General features: G+C 66.7%; 19 protein-coding genes and 1 tRNA gene. 11 read left to right on the forward strand and 9 right to left on the reverse strand.

Annotated features, from left to right (window positions below; genetic code table 11):
- The first annotated feature begins 347 nt into the window (after nucleotides 1-347).
- Entirely contained in the window at nucleotides 348-1,961 is a 1,614-nt protein-coding gene (locus PV761_RS02455) for a peptide chain release factor 3 (protein WP_347894058.1), read from the forward strand.
- An 89-nt stretch (nucleotides 1,962-2,050) separates the two neighbouring features.
- Nucleotides 2,051-3,472 carry a GAF domain-containing serine/threonine-protein kinase gene (locus PV761_RS02460; protein ID WP_347894060.1) on the forward strand — a complete coding sequence of 474 codons (1,422 nt, stop codon included), beginning with the start codon at nucleotides 2,051-2,053 and terminating at the stop codon, nucleotides 3,470-3,472.
- An 8-nt stretch (nucleotides 3,473-3,480) separates the two neighbouring features.
- Here PV761_RS02460 and PV761_RS02465 read toward each other — a convergent pair whose 3' ends face one another.
- A complete protein-coding gene (locus PV761_RS02465; protein WP_347894062.1) occupies nucleotides 3,481-4,683 on the reverse strand; it encodes a helix-turn-helix domain-containing protein in 1,203 nt (400 codons plus the stop codon).
- Between the two features lie 99 nt (nucleotides 4,684-4,782).
- Here PV761_RS02465 and PV761_RS02470 point away from each other — a divergent pair, with 99 nt between their 5' ends.
- Together PV761_RS02470 and PV761_RS02475 are read left to right on the forward strand one after the other, a co-directional pair.
- A complete protein-coding gene (locus PV761_RS02470; RefSeq protein ID WP_347894064.1) occupies nucleotides 4,783-5,913 on the forward strand; it encodes a ferredoxin reductase in 1,131 nt (376 codons plus the stop codon).
- A gap of 13 nt (nucleotides 5,914-5,926) precedes the next feature.
- Complete coding sequence (locus PV761_RS02475; protein WP_231511132.1) at nucleotides 5,927-7,171, forward strand: acyl-CoA desaturase; 1,245 nt, start codon at nucleotides 5,927-5,929, stop codon at nucleotides 7,169-7,171.
- Between the two features lie 318 nt (nucleotides 7,172-7,489).
- On the opposite strand, the gene PV761_RS02480 is transcribed toward PV761_RS02475, so the two are convergent.
- The 5 genes from PV761_RS02480 to PV761_RS02500 form a co-directional block, all read right to left on the reverse strand.
- Nucleotides 7,490-7,666, reverse strand: a complete 177-nt coding sequence (locus tag PV761_RS02480; protein ID WP_347894237.1) for a hypothetical protein — start codon at nucleotides 7,664-7,666, stop codon at nucleotides 7,490-7,492.
- A gap of 134 nt (nucleotides 7,667-7,800) precedes the next feature.
- A complete protein-coding gene (locus PV761_RS02485; protein WP_347894066.1) occupies nucleotides 7,801-9,297 on the reverse strand; it encodes a multicopper oxidase family protein in 1,497 nt (498 codons plus the stop codon).
- A gap of 104 nt (nucleotides 9,298-9,401) precedes the next feature.
- Complete coding sequence (locus PV761_RS02490) at nucleotides 9,402-9,749, reverse strand: SHOCT domain-containing protein (RefSeq protein ID WP_347894068.1); 348 nt, start codon at nucleotides 9,747-9,749, stop codon at nucleotides 9,402-9,404.
- Nucleotides 9,750-9,885: 136 nt separating this feature from the next.
- Complete coding sequence (radA, locus tag PV761_RS02495; RefSeq protein WP_028270365.1) at nucleotides 9,886-11,259, reverse strand: DNA repair protein RadA; 1,374 nt, start codon at nucleotides 11,257-11,259, stop codon at nucleotides 9,886-9,888.
- A gap of 76 nt (nucleotides 11,260-11,335) precedes the next feature.
- Nucleotides 11,336-12,463: an FUSC family protein gene (locus tag PV761_RS02500; protein WP_347894070.1), complete on the reverse strand. Its 1,128-nt coding sequence runs from the start codon at nucleotides 12,461-12,463 to the stop codon at nucleotides 11,336-11,338.
- Nucleotides 12,464-12,699: 236 nt separating this feature from the next.
- On the opposite strand from PV761_RS02500, the gene pstS reads away from it, so the two are divergent.
- The 4 genes from pstS (at nucleotide 12,700) to pstB (ending at nucleotide 16,882) form a co-directional block, all read left to right on the forward strand.
- Nucleotides 12,700-13,821, forward strand: coding sequence for a phosphate ABC transporter substrate-binding protein PstS (gene pstS, locus PV761_RS02505; protein ID WP_028270367.1), 1,122 nt, complete (start codon nucleotides 12,700-12,702; stop codon nucleotides 13,819-13,821).
- Nucleotides 13,822-14,014: 193 nt separating this feature from the next.
- Nucleotides 14,015-14,947 (forward strand): phosphate ABC transporter permease subunit PstC, encoded by a 933-nt coding sequence (gene pstC / locus PV761_RS02510; RefSeq protein ID WP_028270368.1) that lies wholly within the window; start codon nucleotides 14,015-14,017, stop codon nucleotides 14,945-14,947.
- Nucleotides 14,948-16,057: a phosphate ABC transporter permease PstA gene (gene pstA / locus PV761_RS02515; protein WP_028270369.1), complete on the forward strand. Its 1,110-nt coding sequence runs from the start codon at nucleotides 14,948-14,950 to the stop codon at nucleotides 16,055-16,057. It begins immediately after the preceding gene.
- A 45-nt stretch (nucleotides 16,058-16,102) separates the two neighbouring features.
- Nucleotides 16,103-16,882, forward strand: coding sequence for a phosphate ABC transporter ATP-binding protein PstB (gene pstB, locus PV761_RS02520; RefSeq protein ID WP_028270370.1), 780 nt, complete (start codon nucleotides 16,103-16,105; stop codon nucleotides 16,880-16,882).
- A gap of 137 nt (nucleotides 16,883-17,019) precedes the next feature.
- Here the strand turns inward: pstB and PV761_RS02525 are convergent, their stop codons facing one another.
- From PV761_RS02525 to PV761_RS02535, 3 genes are all read right to left on the reverse strand, one after another.
- A complete protein-coding gene (locus PV761_RS02525; RefSeq protein WP_347894071.1) occupies nucleotides 17,020-18,036 on the reverse strand; it encodes an inorganic phosphate transporter in 1,017 nt (338 codons plus the stop codon).
- A gap of 1 nt (nucleotide 18,037) precedes the next feature.
- The gene (locus PV761_RS02530) at nucleotides 18,038-18,655 is read right to left on the reverse strand and encodes a nuclease PIN (RefSeq protein WP_347894072.1); all 618 of its coding nucleotides are present in this window, start codon (nucleotides 18,653-18,655) and stop codon (nucleotides 18,038-18,040) included.
- Between the two features lie 362 nt (nucleotides 18,656-19,017).
- Nucleotides 19,018-19,677 (reverse strand): hypothetical protein, encoded by a 660-nt coding sequence (locus PV761_RS02535; RefSeq protein ID WP_028270373.1) that lies wholly within the window; start codon nucleotides 19,675-19,677, stop codon nucleotides 19,018-19,020.
- Nucleotides 19,678-19,920: 243 nt separating this feature from the next.
- On the opposite strand from PV761_RS02535, the gene PV761_RS02540 reads away from it, so the two are divergent.
- The 3 genes from PV761_RS02540 (at nucleotide 19,921) to PV761_RS02550 (ending at nucleotide 21,946) form a co-directional block, all read left to right on the forward strand.
- Nucleotides 19,921-19,993 (forward strand) — tRNA-Lys (locus tag PV761_RS02540).
- A gap of 523 nt (nucleotides 19,994-20,516) precedes the next feature.
- Nucleotides 20,517-21,329 carry a hypothetical protein gene (locus tag PV761_RS02545; RefSeq protein WP_347894074.1) on the forward strand — a complete coding sequence of 271 codons (813 nt, stop codon included), beginning with the start codon at nucleotides 20,517-20,519 and terminating at the stop codon, nucleotides 21,327-21,329.
- Nucleotides 21,329-21,946 carry a hypothetical protein gene (locus tag PV761_RS02550; RefSeq protein ID WP_347894075.1) on the forward strand — a complete coding sequence of 206 codons (618 nt, stop codon included), beginning with the start codon at nucleotides 21,329-21,331 and terminating at the stop codon, nucleotides 21,944-21,946. Before PV761_RS02545 ends, PV761_RS02550 begins: the two co-directional genes overlap by 1 nt.
- The last annotated feature ends 129 nt before the right edge of the window (nucleotides 21,947-22,075 follow it).

Consider the following 22,075-nt stretch of genomic DNA (forward strand, 5'->3'; position numbering starts at 1 on the left):
TTCAAAGGTGCAAGCCGTTGCCTGCAAGTATGCCGGTTTTACGATTCCGCCGACAGGATCAAAAGTACTCAATTTCCCACTGGCTCCATCCTAGAGGCAAAGGAGTGCATTAACCGCACGGACAAGCCTCAAAGTGGCCCGTTTGACCTGCCGTCGGGAACGGTCCCGAAGGCACCGGACGGCGACGGCGGGAGGCGGCAGTTGGGCGTCCACCGGCGGCTCCTGCCGCCCTGCGATAAACTGGGAACCTTGGCTGCACAGTTCACGCCTGCCGGCCCCACGTTCACAACGCACGTCCACGTCACGCATAAACCCCAGCCCACCCCTGTCGCAGCGAAAGTAGCACCGTGTCTCAAGAAGTCCTTAGCCCCGCCCGAGTCCAGGAGATTCACAAGCAGGCGGCCCGGCGTCGGACTTTCGCGGTCATTTCCCACCCTGACGCCGGCAAGTCCACGCTCACCGAAGCCCTGGCCCTGCACGCGAAGGTGATCGGTACGGCCGGCGCGTCCAGCGGCAAGGCCAACCGCAAGGAAACAGTCTCGGACTGGATGCAGATGGAAAAGGACCGCGGCATCTCCATCAGCTCGGCCGCCCTGCAGTTCGCCTACCGGGACACCGTGATCAACCTCCTGGACACCCCCGGCCACGCCGACTTCTCCGAGGACACCTACCGCGTCCTGGCCGCCGTCGACTGCGCCGTGATGCTGGTTGACGCCGCCAAGGGCCTGGAAACACAGACCATGAAGCTCTTCGAGGTCTGCAAGCAGCGCAACCTGCCCATCATCACCGTGATCAACAAGTGGGACCGCCCCGGCCTGGATGCGCTGGCGCTGATGGACGAAATCACCGAGCGCACCGGCCTCCAGCCCATGCCGCTGACCTGGGCAGTGGGCATCTCCGGTGACTTCCGCGGCGTGTGGGACCTCCGGAACGACCGCTTCGCCAGGTTCCAGCGCAACAACGCCGGCGCCAACATCGCGCTGACCGAGTACTTCACCCCGGAAGAAGCCGCCGCCAGCCAGGGCGACGACTGGTCCAACGCCGTGGACGAAGCAGGGCTGGTCATCGAATCCAACCTTGAGTTCAACGCCGACGCCTTCTACGCGGGCAAGGCAACTCCCATCCTCTTCAGCTCCGCCGCCCTCAACTTCGGCGTCAAGGAGATCCTGGACGCGCTGGTGGACTTCGCCCCGCCCGCGGCGCCGCGGCCCGACGTCGACGGCGACCCCCGGCCCGTTGATGCCCCCTTCGCGGGCTTCGTCTTCAAGGTCCAGGCCGGCATGAACAAGGCCCACCGCGACCATGTCGCCTTCATCCGGGTCTGCTCCGGTGTGTTCGAACGCGGCATGGTGGTCACGCAGACGCGCACCGGCAAATCGTTCGCCACCAAGTACGCCCAGCAGGTGTTCGGCCGTGAGCGCGAGGTCATCGACGAAGCCTTCCCCGGCGACGTCGTCGGACTGGTGAACGCCTCCTCGCTCCGGGTGGGCGACAGCCTGTTCCTGGAAGAGCCCGTGGAGTTCCCTGCGATCCCGCTGTTCGCGCCGGAACACTTCCAGGTGGCACGCTCCAAGGACCCCAGCCGGTTCAAGCAGTTCCGCCGCGGCATTGAGCAGCTTGAGCACGAGGGCGTCATCCAGGTGCTCCGCTCAGACATCCGCGGTGACCAGGCGCCCGTCCTCGCCGCCGTCGGCCCCATGCAGTTCGAAGTGGTGGAGGACCGGATGGCGCACGACTTCAGCGCCCCCATGCGCCTGGAGCGGCTCCCGTACTCGATGGCCAGGATTTCGACGGCGGATGCCATGCCCACGCTGGCCAACGTGCCCGGCGCTGAGGTGCTGTTGAGGTCCGACGGCGAATACCTCGCCTTGTTCAATGACGTCTGGGCGCTGCGCCGGATTGAGAAGAACCACCCCGACCTGACCCTCGTGCCCATCGGCACGCACAACCCCGCCAAATAGCGGGCCCGGCGTCACGCGGGCGGCCGCCGCCGGGATATCATAAGCATACTTATTAAATTAATAGCTGAGAGGCCATCATGGCTGCGAGCATGGAACCCGGTTACCTCCTCAGCGGCCGGTACCGGATTGGCGTCCTCATCGGCAGGGGGAGCCAATCGGGCGTCTACCGGGCCTTCGATGAACTCCTGCAGCGTGACGTTGCGGTGAAGCTCTTCCGGGACGATCCAGGGAACGTAGACCATACCCGCCGCCAGGGCGAGGAAGTGCGCATCCTGGCCGGAATGAGCCACCACGCGCTGGTGACCCTGCTGGACGCCGGCGCGGACCTTAGCGATCCGCGGCACCGCCGCACGTACCTGGTCATGGAACTGGTCCGCGGCCCGGACCTGCGGCAGCGCACAGCCCAAGGCCCCATTTCCGCGGCACACCTGGCGCTGATCGGCCACGACCTTGCGGACGGGCTCGCCTACATCCACCACCACGGCATCGTGCACCGCGACGTCAAGCCCGCCAACATCCTCCTGGTGGACTACAACATCGATGACCGCCGGCCTCGGGCCAAGCTGAGCGACTTCGGCGTGGCCATGATCCTCGGCGAGGGCCGGCAGAGCGGCCCCGCGGAAAGCTCCGGAACCCCGCAGTACCTCAGCCCGGAACAAGCCGCCAGCGAGCCGGTGGGTCCGGCGAGTGACGTGTATTCCCTGGGGCTGGTCCTGCTCGAAGGGCTGACCGGCAAACCCGCCTACCCCGGGGCGCCGATCGCCTCGGCCATGGCGCGGCTGCTGCGGGATCCCCACATTCCCGAGGGCGTCGCACCCAAATGGGCAGCACTGCTCACCTCCATGTTGTCCCGGGAGCCGTCCGCCAGGCCCGCTGCCCGGGAAGTTTCCCTCGCCCTCCGGCAGGAGGTCATCAGCGCTGCCGGCCGCCGCCGGAGCAGGCGGACGCCGGCCTCCGCCGACGCACCGCCGTCGGACGTTTCTGCGTCGGACGTTTCCGCGTCGGACGGGCGCGCGAACGAAGAGGCGCGGATGCTCGCCGTCGAGCGTTACCGGATCCTGGACACACCCCCGGACGGAACGTTCGACCGGATCGTGGGCCTGGCCGCCCGGATGTTCTCCGTGCCCGTGGCGATCGTCAGCGTGGTGGACCGCGACCGGATCTGGTTCAAAGCCCACCACGGCACCGACGTTGGCGAGATCGGGCGGGACCCCGGGCTGTGCGCGTCCGCCATCCTCCAGGACGAGGCCTGGGTGGTCCCGGATGCCCTCACCGACCCGCGCACGCTGGCGAATCCGCTGGTTGCAGGCGAATTCGGCCTGCAGTTTTACGCCGGTGTTCCGCTGCGCACTCCCGACGGCTACAACCTCGGCACATTCTGCGTCCTGGACCGGGAGCCGCGGGAGTTCACGGCGGAGGACATCCGAACGCTGGAGGACCTGGCCGCGATCGTGATGAACGACCTTGAGCTGCGGCTGCAAAGCCGGAGCGCGCTGGAAGCCGGCAGATGACCGGGCTCCTAGCGCCGCCCCGCATGCAGGGCCAGTTCCAGCTCGAAACGGGCCCGCGGGTCTTCCAGCGCCTCCCCGAAGAGTTCGCGCAGCTGCGCCGCCCGGTAGCCCACGGTCTGCGGATGGATGCCCAGCTCGGCCGCCACCGGAGCGCGCTGGCCCCAGTGGCGCAGCCAGGAGAGCAGGGTCTCCGCCAGCCTTTCGCGCTGTGCCGGACGCAGGCCTTCCAGGGGCGCCAGCCTGCGCTCCGCCAGCTCGGCAATGGCCGAGGGCTCGGAGCCGAGGACGATCTGCGCCAGGTGGTCGTCCGCCCAGATCGGCGGATCCTCGGGGCCTTCCCGCGGCGGAAGCACGGAGGCTGCGAGCACGGCCAGCCGCAGGGAATCCGGCACCTTTTCCCAGCCGCCCGCCGGGCCCACGGCAGCGGACCTGCCTTTAAGCGCCTTCTCCAGCGCAGCCCGGGCGGCATCGGATTTCCTGGCCGGGACAAGCGCCACGGCGTCCGTTTCGCGTTCAACCACCAGTGTTCCCGGGCCCAGCTGCAGCCGGAGCCCTGCCGACCGGTCCAGCGGGAGCGTGACCACCACCAGCCTCGCCGGCAGGGACCAGTCGGCCATGGATGCCGCCTGCCGCAGGGCGGCTTCGTCCGCCTGGCCCATCAGCAGCAGCTCCAGCAGCTCGGTCCTGCGCCGGTCCACCGCTCCCGCGCGCTCGGACTGTTCAAAGGCGTAGGCCTCGGCGCTCACGGCGGACAGCTCGTCGATGTAGGCCAGGATCGATTCGCCCAGGTCCACCACAACGCTCAGGCCCAGGTCCTTTTCCATCGAGATCTTCGACATTTCCCGGAACGTTACGCGGGCACCCATGCGGTAGGCGCTCAGCAGCGCGTCCATGCTGCGCCCCTGGCGGAATTCGCCGCTGCCAAGGCCTGCCACGAGCTCCCGGCTCTCCTCGGACAGGGCGGGCAGCCGGGTGCCGGGCAGCTGCAGGAAGCGCTCCAGCGCCGCGGCCACCCCGCGCCGCAGGCCGCGTCCGAAGCGGCCCTCGATGGGCCTGGCGTAGGCCGGAACCAGCTGCGGAACCGCGTCGATGATGGCCTCCACAATGCCCGGCATCCTCGGTCGCAGCAGGTCGCTGACCTCCCGGGGCAGGGCCAGCCACGGCGGATCGTACGCGGGGGCTGCAGGACTCTTCGAGGCCGGAGGGTTCATGAGAGACTTCCATAAGTTGTTTCGGGGGAACAGTTTAGAACGTTCGATCGTATGCCTTGGGAGAAGAAATATGCCTCGATCCAACATAAGGTTAATAACATGATCCGGCTCCGTAAGCTGGCGCGCGCCGCATCTGTACTGACCACCCCGCTAGCTCCAGAAGATATTCTGTCGCTGTTCAATCCTGTGTTTTCCGCCCGCCAGTTGCGCGGCGTGGTTACCAGGGTGGTCGCCGAGACGGCCGATTCCGCCACCATCTTCTTCCGTCCCGGCCGCGGCTGGAAAGCCCACCAGGCCGGCCAATGGGCGCGCATCGGCGTCGAACTCGACGGCGTGCGGCACTGGCGTTCCTATTCGCTGAGCGCCCCCGCCGGCCAGGACCCTGCCATCACGGTGACCGACGTGGGCGCCGTTTCCGGCGTCCTGGTCCGCGACACCCGCCCCGGTGATGTCCTGTTCCTGGCGCCGCCGCAGGGCGACTTCGTCCTCCCCGAGCACCCCCGCCCGCTGCTGATGCTTACCGCCGGCAGCGGCATCACCCCCGTCATGTCCATGGTGCGCACGCTGGTGCCGCACCGTCCGGATGCCGACGTCGTCCTGATCCATTCAGCCCGGACCCCGGAAGACAGCATTTTCCGGGAAGAGCTGTCCGAGCTTGCCGACCAGTTCCCCAACTTCAAGGTCACGCACTGGTTCACCGGCGAACGCGGCCGGGTGGATTTTTCCTCCGCCGCCGTCCTGGAGGAACTCTGCCCGGACTGGCGCCACCGCGCAGCCTATGCCTGCGGGCCTGAGGGTTTCCTGGACGACGCCGAGGCGCTGTGGTCCGCAGAAGCAGCCGCAGCGGCGGCCGAAGGTTCCACCGGTTCCGAAGCCGGCGGGTCCCACCAGCCGGAAGGGCCGTTTGCGGCCGACCCGATCAACCTCATCATCGAACGCTTCACCACCAGCCTGGCGGCCGGTGCAGGGCACGACGGCGGACTGGTCACCTTTGAAGCCTCCGACCGCGAGGTGGAGGCAGACGGCGGCACGCCGCTCCTCGACGTCGGCGAAGACGCCGGCGTGCTGATGCCCAGCGGCTGCCGGATGGGCATCTGCCACAGCTGCCTCATCCCCCTGCGGGCCGGGCATGTCCGCGACCTCCGCACCGGCGAAGTCCACGGCGAGCCGGGCCAACTAATCCAGACGTGTGTATCGGCAGCCGCCGGACCCGTTAACCTCGACATTTGAGGAGCACCACCGCATGGCAATAGTTACTAACCACGAAGCCGAGACCACGGAAGACGCCGTTGTGCCGTCCTCGCGCGACGATGCTGCCCTGAAGGCGGACGGCGCAGCTGCGGCTGCCGCCGGCGCCCAGGCTGCCAAGACCCGTCGGGGGGCGCTGGCCACCTCCGGCAGTCCGCTGGTGCGCCCGCCGGCCGCGGCGCACCTCTCCGACGAGCAGGTGGCCGAACTGGGGCGCGAACTCGATGCCATCAAGGACGACATCCTGGCCAAGCGCGGAGCCTCCGACGCGGCGTACATCCGCCGCATGATCAAGATCCAGCGCGCCCTGGAGATCTCCGGCCGCGCCACGCTCCTGGTCAGCCGGAACAAGGGTGCCTGGTTTGCCGGCACCACCCTGCTGAGCCTTGCCAAGATCCTCGAAAACATGGAGATCGGGCACAACGTGCTGCACGGCCAGTGGGACTGGATGCGGGACCCGGACATCCACTCCACCACCTGGGAATGGGACTTCGTCACCCCGGCCCGCGCCTGGCAGCACACGCACAATGACCTGCACCACCGCTGGACCAACGTGGTGGGCAAGGACAATGACGTCGGATACAACCTCCTGCGCATGGACCCCCAGCAGGAGTGGAAGCCGTTCAACCTCGGCAACCCGCTGTACAACGCGATCCTGGCGCCGGTCTTCGAGTGGGGCATCGCGATCTACGACCTCGAGCTGCAGGACTTCAAGGACGGCAACAAGTCCAAGGAAGCCCTGGTCAAGGACCTCAAGGCACTCGGCGTCAAGGCGCTAAAGCAGTTCACCAAGGATTACGCCGCCACCCCCGCGGTTGCCATGCTGACCGGTTCCGGCAAGCAGGCCCTCTACGGCACGCTGACGGCCAACGCGGTACGCAACGTCTGGGCCCACGCAGTGATCTTCTGCGGCCACTTCCCCGAGGGGACGGACACCTTCACCGAGGAAATGGTGGAAGGTGAGACCCGCGGCGACTGGTACGTCCGGCAGATGATCGGCTCGGCCAACATCTCCGGTTCCAAGCTCATGCACCTGATGACCGGCAACCTGTCGCACCAGATCGAGCACCACCTCTTCCCGGACATTCCGTCCAACCGGTATGCCGAGGTGGCGCCGAAGGTGCAGGAGATCTGCAAGCGCTACGGCCTGCCGTACACCACCGGGCCGATGTGGAAGCAGGTCGGCTCCACCTGGGCCAAGGTCTTCAAGCTGGCACTGCCGGGTGGCGGCAAGGCCTAACGGCCGATCATTGCTTCCCGGAAGGGCGCCTGCCATTGCGGCAGGCGCCCTTTTTTGCCTTTCCCGGCAGCATCCTGCCGGCCTTTCTGCGGTGTGAGCCCCGCCGCCCCTGGTCCGCCACGCTGCATAGGACCAGGCGCGAGACCACCACGTCCACGGATTCGTCGACCGCCGGAAGGGCCTCCGCCACCCGTCGGAAACCGTGACGGGCGATGGGCTGCCGCTCCGCGGGCGTCCATGCACGGACCCACGCGGGGCAAAGCATTGCCCGTAGGAGGAATGTCCGGCGCTGGTTTCCGGCATCAGTTCCTCCCCTGCTCAGCGCACCTTGGCGGGATTGAGCTTCAGCCGGCGCAGCAGCTGGGCGTTGAGGGCCACCACAATCGTCGAGGGGGACATCAGCATGGCGCCAGCCGCGGGGGACGGCACCACCCCGGCGAAGGCGAGCGCCGGCACGGCCAGGGCAAGTGTCAGCCAGAACCTGTTCTTGAACATTGCCACGCTGTGCCGGGAGTGCTGGCCCGCGTCGCCGGCGTGCGGGTGGCTTGCACTCGGCCTGCACTCGGCCCCGTGTTCAATCCTGTTTCCAATGGGCCTGCACCGTGGCGGGGGTGCATGATCCTCTCCTGCTAACGGACTTCGATCACGCCCATCATTCCGAGGTCCTCATGGTCCAGGATGTGGCAGTGGTAAACGGACCGTCCGGTGAAGTCCGTGAACGCCACCCTGACCTTCACACGGCCCTGCGCCGGAACATTGACCACGTCGCGCCACTCCGGCCGATCCAGCGCCCGGCCGCCCTGCTCAATGACCTGCATCGGCCAGACGTGCAGGTGGAACGGATGGTCCATGGGGCTGGGGTTGGTCAGGGTCCATTCCTCCACGCTCCCTGCCGCCACCGTGGTGTCCGTCCTAGCCGCGCTGAATTCCCGGCCGTTGATGGTGAAGCCCATCATGCCCCCGCCCATCCCCATTCCCATGGCGGAAGACAGCGTGAGCTGCCGGTGCGCTGCCACGGCGGCCGTCCTGAGGTCATCCGGTTCCCCGACTGGCGGCAAGGGCGCCAGGGTCGAGGGGGAGGACGCCGTGCTTCCCGACACCCGCAACGTTGCGAGTGCCGTACCCGGTTGGTCTGACCGACGGGCTCCGCGTCCCTGCCCCATCATGCCGGCCATGCTGCCCCGGTCGTAGTACGCGGCACGCAGGACGGAGTTTCCGGCGGCAGTGGTCACCAGCAGATCCGCCCGGTTGCCGGGTGCGAGGAACAGTTCCTCCACGTCCGACGGCGTACGGTACTGGCCCGAGTCCATTCCCAGCATCTGCAGTTGCTGGCCGTCGAGCCGCAGCGAGAGATAGCGGGCCACGCAGGCGTTGATGATGCGCCACCTCTCGCGCGTACCCGGCACTGCCGTGAATTCCGGATTGCTTTGTCCATTGACCAGGACGAATTCGCCTTCCCTGCCCAGCATCCGCTCCATCTGCGAAACGCGGGCAACGTTCCCTGCGCCGTCGAGTGTGGTGTCCGAAACGACCAGGACGCGCTCGGCGCTGACTGCGATGGGTTCCGGGTCCTCCACGATGATCGCGCCAAAGAGCCCGGCGAAAATCTGGTCGGCAACCGTGCCGTGGTGGTGTGGGTGGTACCAGTACACTCCCGGAGGGTGGTCCGCGGGCAGCCGGTACTCGTACTCATGGACGGCGCCCGGATCTACAATAACGAACACGTTGTCCCCGGAGCCCTCGGGGGAGACGTGCAGTCCGTGGACATGCAGGTTTGTTGTCTGGTCCAGGTTGTTGGCCAGCCGGACGTTCAGCAGGTCGCCCGGCCGCAGACGAAGGGTGGGACCCGGAATCCCCCCGTTATAGCCAAGGGTCCGGACCTGCTGCCCGGCGAGCCGGAACTGGCCGGGGCCTGCCTCGAGCCGGACTTCCAGCCTGCCTCCGGAGCTCCGCAGCTCGGATGGCTGGGACAGTTCGCCTCCGGTTCCGGGGGCTGTCCGGGACGATGACCCGGTGGCCAGCGACCACCACAGCCCTGCTCCACCCGCCGCCGTGGCGGCCGCCCCGAGACCGCCCAGAAGCAGTGCGCTGCGCCGGCTCAGGGGCCGGAGGACGGGGCGGCGCACTAGGGGTTGCGGCCTGATAGGCGGCGGTGGCGGGCCGGCAGGCTGTTGCGTGCCGGATGGCGGGCCGGGTCTCGGGTCCGCGGGCGGCCTGCTGGCGGGAGGCACTACGGTTCCTCGCCGAGTACCCTGACCTGCTCGCGGTACTGCTCAGCGGTCAGTTCGCCTTTCGCAAAACGTTCGTCGAGGATCTGCCGGGCCCGGCTGCGTCCCCCGGCTCCGCCAAATCCTGGCCCGCCAGACCCTGGCCCGCCAGACCCGGGACCGCCGGGTCCTGGCCACGGGCCACCCGTTCCCGGCTGGCCAGGGTGGTTGAACCCGCCGCCTTGGAACCCGCCGTGGCCGCCGCCGGCGAACAACCGCACGGCAACCACGACCAGCAGGGCAACGCCCACCAGCATCAGCACGCCCCACAGCCACATCCAGCCCATGTCCGGACCGTAACCCCACATCATGGCTGCTCCCTCCGTGGCCTGCAGATCCGTGCCTGCAGTTCGTGCGCAAAGTCTTATTCCAAGGGTGCGCCCCTTCCGCGGCCTCCGCTAGGGTCCTAAGTCGCTGATGCACGCCCCGGCCTGTCCACCACCTGCTTCAGCTGATAAGCAGGCCCAGGGCCTCGGCCAGGTGGCCCACTTCCCGGACGGAGAAGCCGGCCGGAACCGGTCCCGGACCGTTGGGGCTGGATGGAACCACGGCATGCGTGAAGCCCAGCCGGTGGGCCTCCTGGATGCGCTGGTTGATGCCCGGAACAGGGCGGACTTCACCGGCCAGGCCCACCTCGCCGAAGGCGATCAGCCGGGTGGGCAGGGGCTTTTTCGCCTTGGCCGAGGCCACGGCCAGAGCCACGGCCAGGTCGGTTGCCGGTTCGCTGAGCTTCACGCCACCCACTGTTGCCACGTAGGAATCATCCTTGTGCAGCAGGCAGCCGGCGCGCTGCTGGAGCACTGCCAGGAGCATGGCCACCCGGGAACTGTCCAGGCCGCTGGTGGCGCGGCGCGGCTGTGAACTGGCGCTCTCGGCCAGCAGCGACTGCACCTCGGCCAGCAACGGCCGGCGGCCTTCCAGGGTCACCGTGATGCACGTGCCGGACACGGGCTCCTTGGTCCGGGAAACAAACAGCCCGCTGGGATCGGCAAGGCCCACGATGCCGTCCTCGTTGAGGTCGAAGCAGCCGACGTCGTCCGTGGGCCCGTAGCGGTTTTTTACCGCCCGCAGCAGCCGGAGCCGTGAGTGGCGCTCGCCTTCGAACTGGCAGACCACGTCCACCAGGTGCTCCAGCAGGCGGGGGCCGGCGATGGAGCCGTCCTTGGTTACGTGCCCCACCAGCAGGGTGGTCATGTTGCGGCGCTTGGCCGCGGCGATGAGGGAGGCCGCCACTTCCCGCACCTGCGAGACGCCGCCGGCGCTGCCGTCGACGTCGGCGCTGCTGAGCGTCTGGACAGAGTCCACCACCAGCAGCCGCGGCTCCAGCTTCTCCACCTGCCCGAGCGCCTGGCCCAGGTCCGTTTCGGCCGAAAGATAGAGGGACTCCGCAACAGCATCGATCCGGTCCGCCCGCAGCTTGACCTGTGCAGCGGATTCCTCGCCCGTGATGTAGAGGACGTCCTGCGCGGTGCGGGCGAACTTGGCCGCAACATCCAGCAGCAGCGTGGACTTGCCCACGCCGGGTTCGCCGGCCAGCAGGATGACCGCGCCCGGAACAAGGCCGCCGCCCAGCACACGGTCCAACTCGTCCACACCGGTAGGAAGGAACGCCGCGGTGGTGGCATCGACGTCGGCGATCCGGCGGGCCGGCTCCAGGACGGTGGTGGCCGCCGTCGTGCGTGCAACGGCGGCACCGGTTTCCTCCACGGTGCCCCAGGCCTGGCACTCGCCGCAGCGCCCCACCCATTTGACGGTGGTCCAGCCGCATTCGGCGCATTTGTAGGCCGGGGCTTTGGACGCCCGGGAAGTCTTGGTTGCCATTGCTCCACCCTATCCGGGGGCAGTGACACTCCTGGTGATCGAGCCGGTTTCGACGGGCGCAACCACCGGTCCCGCGCTACAGCGGCGGCAGGATGTCCCGGGCTTCCTTGGAGTCCATTCCGGTGGCTTCGAGCAGGTCCACCATCAGCGGGCGGAACAGCATGACCACCGTTTCGCCCTCGAGCCGCTGCACGTCCAGCATCCGCGGGTGCAGCCGGCCGGCGATTTCGGTCAGCTCCAGCCGGGACGTCCGGAGGTGGGCGCGCCGGACTCCTTCGTGCATTTCAGCGAGGCCCAGGGACAGTTCGTCGATGGCGGCCGCGGTTTCCTGCAGGACCTCCGCGATGTTCTCCGTGGCCTCGTCCGAGAGGGCGGCGTGGTTGATGGCGCTGGTCAGCCGGCGCGCGAAAACCCGGCTGTTACGGAGCGCCAGGTCGATGTAATCCAGCGATTGCTCCAGCCTGCCGATCTCGTCGCGATGCCGCCGGTAGGCCGGGGCCAGCGTGGCCACCTCACCGGAGGCGCGCAGCGACTGGCGCATCGCGTCCACCAGCGGCTGGCAGTTCCGGCCGCGGACCAGGGCGTGCCACGCCTCGGTGGAGTCGCTGTTCGTCAGCGCGGACGCACAATCACGCAAAACTTCCGCAAGTTCGTGCAGCAGCTTCTGCACATCCTTCCGGGGTTCCCGCCGGGGATCCTTCGGCACCAGGACGGTGAAGAGCAGCGCGAACAGGCCGCCCACGATGGCATCGATACTCCGGGTGAACGGACCCCCGGCCGGGGCCGGGAGCAGCACCACCAACAGCGACTGCAGCCCCAACTGCGTGGTGAAAATGTTGCCGCTGTCCAGGAAACGTGCCAGCAGGATGGAGACAAGAAGTACGACGGCGGCAACCCAGATATCGCCGCCCAGCCAGTGGCGGAGCAGGTCACCCACCGCGATGCCGATGGTGCAGCCCAGCCCCACCTCCATCACCCTGCGCAGCCGTGGCTCGCGGGAGAATCCCAGCGCAATCAGCGACGACGTCGCCGCGAACAGCGGGCCTGAATGGCCAAGGACGTATTCGGCGAACGCATACGCGCCCACGGCGCAGACTGTCATCTGGATGGCCGGCACCAGGGAATTCCGGCTACGGACCATCCCGGTGCGGATCCTGGTTCGGAGGAATTTTCTGCTTGCGGAAATTCCAGTCGGTGGGGCCATGCGTTCCAGTCTATTCACTGGCGTTGCACTACGGCCGGAGATGTGATGTGCGCAATGGTGACGCTGCACATGTAAGCCGATGTCCCGCCGTCGTTAACCCTCCGTTCACCTTGGTCCCCACATCCCGTTACCTAAGGCCCATAACTTCAATAAAGGTACAAAAAGTACGCAACTTCTTCTGTTCGGACGTCTCCGGTCCGGCACGCATCAGAAAATCCCTGGAAGGGGTACATCTAGTGAAGGCACTCCGCTTCGGCCGCCACGCGGCTATCGCTGTCATCGCAGCCGGCGCACTCGCGCTCACCGCCTGTGGTTCCGACAACGCGACGAACACGGCACAGTCCGGTACTCCGTCTGCCTCGGGCGCCAACGTCACCGGCACCCTGACCGGCATCGGCGCTTCCTCCACCGGCGCAGCAATGGATGCCTGGAAGGCCGGCTTCGCTTCCGCCAACCAGTCCGCCTCCGTGCAGTACTCCCCGGACGGTTCCGGCGCGGGACGCAAGGCCATCATCGACGGTTCGGCACAGTTCGCCGGTTCCGACGCCTACCTCAAGGATGAGGAGCTCGCCAGCTCCAAGGAAAAGTGCGGCCCCGAAGGCGCCATCAACATCCCGGTCTACATTTCCCCGATCGCCATCGCGTTCAACATCCCGGATGTCAAGGAACTGAACCTCGACGCCACCACGGCTGCCAAGATCTTCCGCGGCGAAATCGCCAACTGGAACGACCCCGCGATCGCCGCCCTCAACCCGGACGCCAAGCTGCCGGACCTGAAGGTCACGCCGGTCAACCGCTCCGATGACTCCGGCACCACCACCAACTTCACCGACTACCTGGCTGCCGCCGCACCCGAGGTCTGGACCGACAAGGCTGCAGGCATCTGGCCCGCTTCCCTGAAGGGCGAGAACGCCAAGGGCACCTCCGGCGTCGTCAAGACCGTCACCGACACCCCGGGCGCCGTGACCTACGCTGATGACTCCGCCGTGGGCGGCAAGCTGGGCACCGCCGCCATCAAGGTGGGCGAGGAGTTCGTCAAGATCTCCCCCGACGCCGCTGCCAAGGCTGTAGAAGCCGGCAAGCCGGTTGACGGCCGCGCCGCCACCGATGTTGCCATCAAGCTGGACCGCAAGACCACCGCCGCCGGCGCCTACCCGGTTGTCCTGGTTTCCTACCACGTTGTCTGCACCACGTACGACAAGAAGGAAACCGTTGACCTGGTCAAGGCCTTCGAAAGCTACGTAGTGTCCGACGCCGGCCAGAAGGCCGCCGCCGACGCCGCGAAGTCCGCGCCGCTGTCCAAGACCCTGCAGGACAAGGCCGTTGCTGCCATCGAATCCATCAAGGTCAAGTCCTAGGGAATTCGCTGCACAGCGAGGCATAGTGGAAACACGAGCCTGAACCAGGTTCCCTGTCCCGGAGGGGCGGTCACAGACCGCCGTTCCGGGGCAGGGAACCTAGGTGTTTGTCCGAAGTAAAGCCAGTTTCACCGCTGCTTGCCGGATTATCCGGACGAGGCAGTCGGTTCTATTCGAACCCAGAGGATCGTTTGTGACCACCACCTCCCTGACAAAGTCCCGGGGCGCAGGGCGCGCCGGAGACAAGGTCTTTTCCGGAGCCGCCCTGGCCGCAGGATGCCTGATCCTTGCCGTGCTCTTCGGCGTTGCCCTGTTCCTGGTAGTCCAGGCCATCCCGGCCCTCGTGGCCTCGCCGGACAAGATCCAAGGCGGCGAAGGCTTCTTCGCCTACATCTGGCCGATCGTCATCGGCACCGTGATCGCAGCAATCATCGCGCTGGTCATCGCCACGCCCGTGGCCATCGGAGTCGCGCTCTTCATCTCGCACTTCGCACCGCGCGGCCTCGCCTCCGGCCTGGGCTATGTGATCGACCTCCTGGCCGCCATCCCGTCGGTGGTCTACGGCGCCTGGGGTGCCGCGTTCCTGGCCAAGGAAATCTCCCCGGCCTACGACTGGCTGGCCAACAACATGGGCTGGCTGCCCATCTTCCAGGGCCCAGCGTCCGCCACCGGCAAGACCATCCTCACCGCCGGCATCGTGCTGGCCGTGATGGTCCTGCCCATCATCACGTCCCTGAGCCGCGAAATTTTCCTGCAGACCCCCAAGCTGCACGAGGAAGCCGCACTGGCATTGGGTGCCACCCGCTGGGAAATGATCAAGATGGCCGTTCTTCCGTTCGGCCGCCCGGGCATCGTGAGCGCCGTGATGCTTGGCCTGGGCCGCGCCCTCGGCGAGACCATGGCCGTAGCGCTGGTGCTCTCCTCCGGCGCCCTCACCGCCAGCCTGATCCAGTCCGGCAACCAGACCATCGCCGCTGAAATCGCCCTGAACTTCCCGGAGGCCAGCGGCCTGAAGGTGAGCACGCTGATCGCGGCGGGCCTGGTCCTGTTCGTCATCACGCTGGGCGTCAACATGATTGCCCGCTGGATCATCAGCCGGCACAAAGAATTCTCGGGAGCCAACTAAATGACCTCCACCCTTACTCCGGTCCGCAAGCGTTCCGCCCTCACCAAGGGACAGCTGCCCAAGTTCGCGCCCTACGTCGTCCTGGCCCTCGCCCTGGTGGTCGGCGCCGCCATCATGGCCGTCATCGGCTTCAACGCCTTCGGCTGGGGTATTGTCGCCGCCATCCTGTTCACCGCCGGCCTGGTGGGCTGGAGCGCCGCCGTCGAAGGGGGCCGCAAGGCCAAGGACAAACTGGCCACCTGCCTGGTGGTCGGTTCCTTCCTGGTGGCCCTGCTGCCGCTGATCTCCGTGATCCTGACCGTCCTGATCAACGGGCTCCCCGGGCTCCTGGACCCGGGCTTCCTCAACACGTCCATGAACGGCGTCACCGGCGCCTTCGACAACAAGAGCGTGGAACAGGGCGCACCCGTCATGGGCGGCATCTACCACGCCCTGATCGGCACCATCCAGATCACCCTGCTGGCCACCGTCATCTCCGTGCCCGTGGGCCTGCTGACCGCCGTCTACCTGGTCGAGTACGGCGAGGACCGCCCGCTGGCCCGTGCCATCACGTTCTTCGTGGATGTCATGACGGGCATCCCGTCCATCGTCGCCGGCCTCTTCGCCGCCGCGTTCTTCTTTGCAGTGGTGGGGCCGGGCACCAAAACGGGGGCCGTTGCCGCCGTCGCGCTTTCCGTCCTGATGATCCCGGTGGTGGTGCGTTCCAGCGAGGAAATGCTCAAGATCGTGCCCAACGAGCTCCGCGAGGCGGCGTACGCCCTGGGCGTCCGTAAATGGCGGACCATCCTCAAGGTGGTCATTCCGACGGCGATCTCCGGCATCGCGTCCGGCGTCACCCTGGCGATCGCCCGCGTGATCGGCGAAACGGCTCCGATCCTGGTGACCGCAGGCTTCGCCACGAGCATCAACACCAACGTGTTCAGCGGCTGGATGGCTTCGCTGCCCACGTTCATCTACACCCAGATCCTGAACCCCACCTCGCCGTCCAATCCGGATCCGTCCTCGCAGCGGGCCTGGGGTGCCGCGCTGGTGCTCATCATCCTGGTCATGCTGCTGAACCTCGGCGCACGGCTCATCGCCAGGATCTTCGCACCCAAGACCGGCCGCTAGTCCGCCGGTAAAATTCAATTCGTATCCAGCAAGTGAAGGAATACCATGTCTAAGCGCATCGACGTCAAGGATTTGAACGTCTACTACGGCAAGTTCCTGGCCGTTGAGGACGTCAACATCAACATCGAGGCCAAGTCCGTCACGGCATTCATCGGCCCGTCCGGCTGTGGCAAGTCCACTTTCCTGCGGACGCTGAACCGCATGCACGAGGTGATTCCGGGTGCCCGCGTGGAAGGCGAGGTGCTGCTGGACGGGGACAACCTCTACGGCCCCGGCGTTGACCCAGTGACCGTGCGTTCGCAGATCGGCATGGTGTTCCAGCGGCCCAACCCGTTCCCCACCATGTCCATCCGGGACAACGTCCTGGCCGGCGTGAAGCTGAACAACCAGAAGATGTCCAAGGGCGAGGCCGATGCCCTGGTGGAGCGCTCCCTGCAGGGCGCCAACCTGTGGAACGAAGTGAAGGACCGCCTGGCCAAGCCGGGATCCGGCCTTTCCGGCGGCCAGCAGCAGCGCCTCTGCATTGCGCGCGCCATCGCGGTGGAGCCGCAGGTCATCCTGATGGACGAGCCCTGCTCCGCGCTGGACCCCATCTCCACGCTGGCCATTGAGGACCTCATCAACGACCTCAAGGACCAGTACACGGTGGTCATCGTTACCCACAACATGCAGCAGGCCGCACGCGTCTCGGACCGGACCGCGTTCTTCAACATCGCCGGAACCGGCAAGCCGGGCAAGCTGATTGAAGTGGGCGATACCCACACCATCTTCAGCAACCCCACCCAGAAGGCCACGGAAGACTACGTCTCCGGCCGCTTCGGATAGTCCCCAGCCGCTCCCCAGGCTCGCAAGCTCGCCCGGGGACCCCTGCGGCTGTGGGCCCACCCAGCCGCGTCATCGGTTGCTCCGTAACCGCCGTTTTGGAACCCCAAAACGGCGTCTGCGGAGCAACCGATGGTGCTTTAAAGGTCCGTGAGGGGCGAGAGGGACAGTTCCAGCACGAAGGCGGCCGCTGCCGTCAGCACCGGCGTGAGGACCCAGAAGGCCAGGATCTTCAGGACCAGCCGGCGGTTGGTCACCGGGAAGCCCTGGTTGCTGCCGGCACCCAGCACAGCCGCCGTCACGGTGTGCGTGGTGGACACCGGCCAGTGCAGCCCGATCGCGCCGAGCAGCAGCAGGACCGAGCTGTACAGCTGGGCCACGAAGCCGCGGAGCGGATCGATCCGGGTGAGCCTGTAGCCGATGGTGTAGGAAATGCGCCAGCCGCCCGCCAGGGTCCCCGCCGTGAGCATTGCCGCGGTGAGCAGGGGGACCCACCCGGGCATGGCTGCGCCGTCGGACAGCCCCGCGGCGAGGAGCGCCAGGAGCAGGACGGCGCCGGTCCGCTGTCCGTCCTGCAGGCCGTGGCCGAAGGCGACCGCTCCGGCGGCGATTGCCTGGGTACGGCGGGAGCGGCTGTTCACGACGCTGGGGGGCGTGTAGCGGGCGGCCCAGGTGGCCGGCCAGACCAGCAGGTAGGCGCCCACAAAAGCGAGCACGGGGGAGAGTAGCAGCGGCAGCACCACCTGGAACAGCAGCGAGTTGTTCACGCCGTCCACGTCATTGCCGCCCACCAGCACGCTGGCCAGGCCCGCGCCCGCCAGCCCGCCCACCAGGGCGTGCGTGGAGGAGGACGGGATACCCCGCCACCATGTGTAGACGCCCCACACCACGGCGCTGAGCAGGCCCGCGATGAGGATGGTCAGCCCGTTTTCGCCCCGCGGTAGCGAGATCCAGGTCCTGCTGACCTGCAGGGCCAGGAGCCCGCTCAGTGCGGCCCCGGCGAAGTTGAAGAGGGCGGCCAGCAGGACCGCCACGGTGGGTGTCAGTGCCCTTGTGCGCACCGCCAGCGCCACGGACGTTGACGCGTCCCTGAAGCCGTTCAGGAAGGCGAACGCGGCGGCGAACAGGACCACCACGGCGAAGAAAAACAGGGTCACGTCAGGATTCCTTGACGATGATGCTGCCCACCTGGGTGGCGATGCGCCGCATGTCCTTCGTGACTTCCACCAGCTGGTTGGCGACGTCCCTGTTCCGTGCGTACTGGGACCACTTCATGTCCTTGATCATGTCCGCAACCCACACCCGGTGGGTCCGTTCGGCGCGCTTGGCCAGGCGGAGGATCTCGATCCAGTAATCCTCGAGGTCGTCCAGGTCGTTCAGCCGCCGCATTGCGTCCACGGTGAGCTCGGCCTGCCGGCTGATGACTTCCAGCTGGTCGGCGGCGCGCTTGGAGAGGCGCTCGAGCTTGTACAGGGCCACCAGTTCGGCTGCGGCGTCCAGCTTTTCCATGGCCTCATTGAGGTAGCGGGAGAGGGCGTACATGTCCTCGCGGGGGAGCGGGTTGACGAAGCTGGTGCGCATATGGGTCAGCAGCGCGAACTGCAGCTCGGCGGACTTGGCCTCGTGGTCGTGCATGTCTTCGACCAGGCGGTTGTGCTCTGTGGTCGGGACGCCGAGGATTTCGGCCAGGGTTCCGGTGCCGAGGACGATTTGGCGGGCCATCTGCGAGAGCAGGTGCAGCCCCGCGGGCTCCTGCGGAAAGAGGCGGAGCCTCACCTTCTGATTCCGGCGAAGGTAGGGAGCGGCATGGAATGTGGCCCGGGGGCCATGTGACTTGACGTTGACCCGCACATGGGGATTACTTTACCGGCTGATTCATCCGGGCATGAAAGTGGTGCCGAACCGGATACGCCTCTCGGCGGTAGGCCGCTCTAGGCGGCTAAATGTTGAAGCCCGGGGGTTTCGCGGCTCGGCACCGGTTTCAGTTTTCTACTTTGGCTGAACCAAGTCAACATTGACAGCCGGGCTCCTCCGTGCGTAACAGTGGCAGACTTGCGCAGCGTGCTCCGCCCGTACGAATGCCAGGCAGGTGCGGGGCCAATGCCGGGCAGGGGAGGGGCGGTCCGGCGGCGGGGCCGTCAGTCCAGTTCGCCCAGCCGCCAGGCGTTTGCGGCGTGCTCGAGGTCCTCGGCGGTCTTCACCAGGAGGTGGGAATTGCGGGTCAGTTTGCTGGCGTGGTTCTCGTTGCTGTGTTCGGCTCCATCCGCCAGAGTGGCCTGGCCCAGGGCCACCACGCGGCAGAAGGCGGCGGAACGTTCCAGCGCGACGTCGAACTCGCCGTCGAACGCTCCGGAGAGGATGGCGTCCGCCATCGTCTTCATTTCGTCCGCTCCCGGCGGCTCGGCAGCACCCGCAACCACATTGGAAACCTGCGCCGTGTCCTTGCCCGCCTTGAAGTAGACGGAGATGCGCTCGGGGTCCTGGATGGTGGCGGCGCGCAGCGCGTACAGGCGCCAGAGGGCGCCGGGCAGGGAGCGTGCGGGGCTTTCGGCCCACATTTCGGCGATGGCTTCCAGGCCCTGCTCATCGGCCAGCTTGACGAGGCGCTTGGTCACCTTGGGATCGTCGCTGTCGCGGCCGTGGCGCACCAGTGCCTGGGCCGCCAGGTGCGCGGCTTCGGACACCCGGGCAGGGTCCGCGCCGCCCGCGAACGGTTCGAAGTCGATGGGCGCAAAAGGCTTGGGCTTGTGATGCCGGTTTGCGCCGCCGTAGGCCTTGGGTCCTGCTTGCTCGCTCATGCCCCCACGCTACTCCTGTGCTGTTCTGTTATCGAGCTTGCCGCCGGGCGGCTTAAGGAGTATTGAGGGAGGCTGCGGATGCCATCGTTACTGGTCGGGTGGCGTGTTTAACGCACGACGGCGCCGCGCGCCGTTGTGCCAAAGCTGCCCTTGGCGTGCGGTACAGTGTTTAACGTCCAGAAATGGACTGGGCTGATGGTCCGTTTGCGTGCGCTTGCCGCGCGCAAAGGTGGCAGTCAGCTGGGGCCTTTAGCTCAGTTGGTAGAGCATCGGACTTTTAATCCGTGGGTCGTGGGTTCGATCCCCACAGGGCCCACCCACAGGGGCCGGAATTGCGCGGAAACGCGGGATTCCGGCCCTTTGCCATTTCCGCGGTAGACGGTCCGTGGATACATTCCGGAGACATTGTCCCAACACAGCGCGCGGCGTGGCCTACCATCGGGAGCATGACGATCAGGGTGGACGATGACGGCAACCTCTACACAATGAACGATTGCTACAGCTGCGACAACGAGGGACCTCACTACTCGTCCTTCGTCGTAAACGGGAGCCCGGTCTTCCAGTGCGCGCGATGCATGGGCCCGGTCAGCGACACATCGCCGCCCCCGGCCACCTGGCTGCCCGGAAGCCCGGGATAGGGGCGTCACAATCCCTACAGCTAGCCCAGGAAACGCGAGTTGCCGGCAGTGATCCGTCTCCCCCGAGGGGTTCGGGGGTCGCGCGCGCACCCGTGTGATGAGTTGGGCGTCCAGGGTTTGTAGACGGGGCGCGCCTAAGGGGCAAATCGTCCCGTAGCAATTGTGCCAGCCGTGCCGCGCTCGGGTGGATATGGTTGCCGGATGGATGATGAGGAGCTTTGGCGTCTGCGGTTGCAAAAAGTGGTGGACGCGGTGCGTAGTTGGGAAGTCCGGATAGAGCGGCCTGATGAAATTGCGGCGAGGAGCTCAATAGACAGGGACGACGAGGGCTTGCCTGGGCATCCTGTCCGCTCGGCCGCGTGGTATGGGCTGATCGCGGCGGTGGATTGCCTGGGGCTCGTTGCAGACCTGTCCAAGGAGCTGACTCTTCGGCCGTCGTCCATGTTCACTTCGACGCGGGCTGCGTTGCTCGGGGCGTCGCAAGCTGTGTGGGTTTTGACCGGCACCCGCGAGGTTCGGCAGTTGCGCGCGCTCTCCGTGGCGAACGATGAGTACAAGAACCATAGGGGTTTCGTGAATGACTACGCCAAGGATCCGTTTATCCGGCAGGGCCAGCCTGCTGGAATGGTCGCGGAATTGGAGGACTTGGCGCAGAAATTGACGGACAAGATGCACGCGCTGAAAGAGCTCCGCCAAGGGAAACCTTACGCCGGGGATTTCTCGTCCACGGTGATGATGCGAGAGGCGGCGGCGCACCTATCGAGTCAGCCGGAAACTGACGAGTGGTTGCGTCTTGCCTTGGGCTACGAGTGGAGAATGGCCAGCGCGGCAGCTCACGCCCGCTCTTGGCCGATGCACGTTCGGAAAACTGAACGCGAGTCCCTGCCTGACGGTGGAGAGATACGACGCATGAGTGCCAGCCTTGCGGAGGTTGTACAGTCCTGCGCGGCCGCGGCTCTCATGACGTCTGAGGCGTGGCGGTTGTGGGACCTGAGGGGAACGAGGCACGTCTGATGGTCGAGTGGTTCGGTACTTTCACGGCTGAAACTTGGGTGGCCTTCGGTGCCGCCGGCATCGCGCTAGTGGCGCTCTACTTTACCGGGGTTGCGGCCGCTGCGGCGAAGGATCAAACGAGGATCCAGCGGCAGTTGAGGATCGATGCTGCGCAACCCTACGTGTGGGCTGACATATGGCTGGAGCCCATACAGGCCGGCTTGCTAATGCTGCACGTCGGCAACAGTGGCCCCACCGTGGCGACGAATGTTCGAGTGACCACGAGCGCACCGTTGCCCGCTGCTTCTGGCTACGAGGACCGAGCACGGCTGGCAGAGCGGCAGATAGCCGGCGGCATCCCTTCGATACCCCCGGGGCGCGTGCTGTCCTGGGCGCTCGGCGTCTCGCACGAGGTAGTCAATCGCGAAAACCTGGGGCCCTGTCAGTTCACGATTGAGGCGGACGGGCCATTCGGGGCCCTCGAGCCACTGGTGTACACGGTAGACCTCGCTGCCCTGATGCATGTCGACGCGCGAGCGGTTGGCAGCCTGGCGGAGATAGGTAAAGCGATTAACGGCGTGTCCAAGGAGCTCGAGGAAGCGAACCTGCGCGCGAGACGTGCCCACGACTACGACTAGCCGGCGGCCGTCCACGGAAACGGGAAGGCCCCGCGTCTCAGAAGGAGATGCAGGGGCTTTCGTGTGTCTGGTGTGGTCTTTGGGTACATTTCGGAGACATGGGGTCCAGACCGACCAAGTTTTCCGTTG

Origin of the sequence: Arthrobacter sp. CC3 (assembly GCF_039907775.1) — a bacterium.
In the GTDB taxonomy this organism is placed as follows: Bacteria; Actinomycetota; Actinomycetes; order Actinomycetales; family Micrococcaceae; genus Arthrobacter.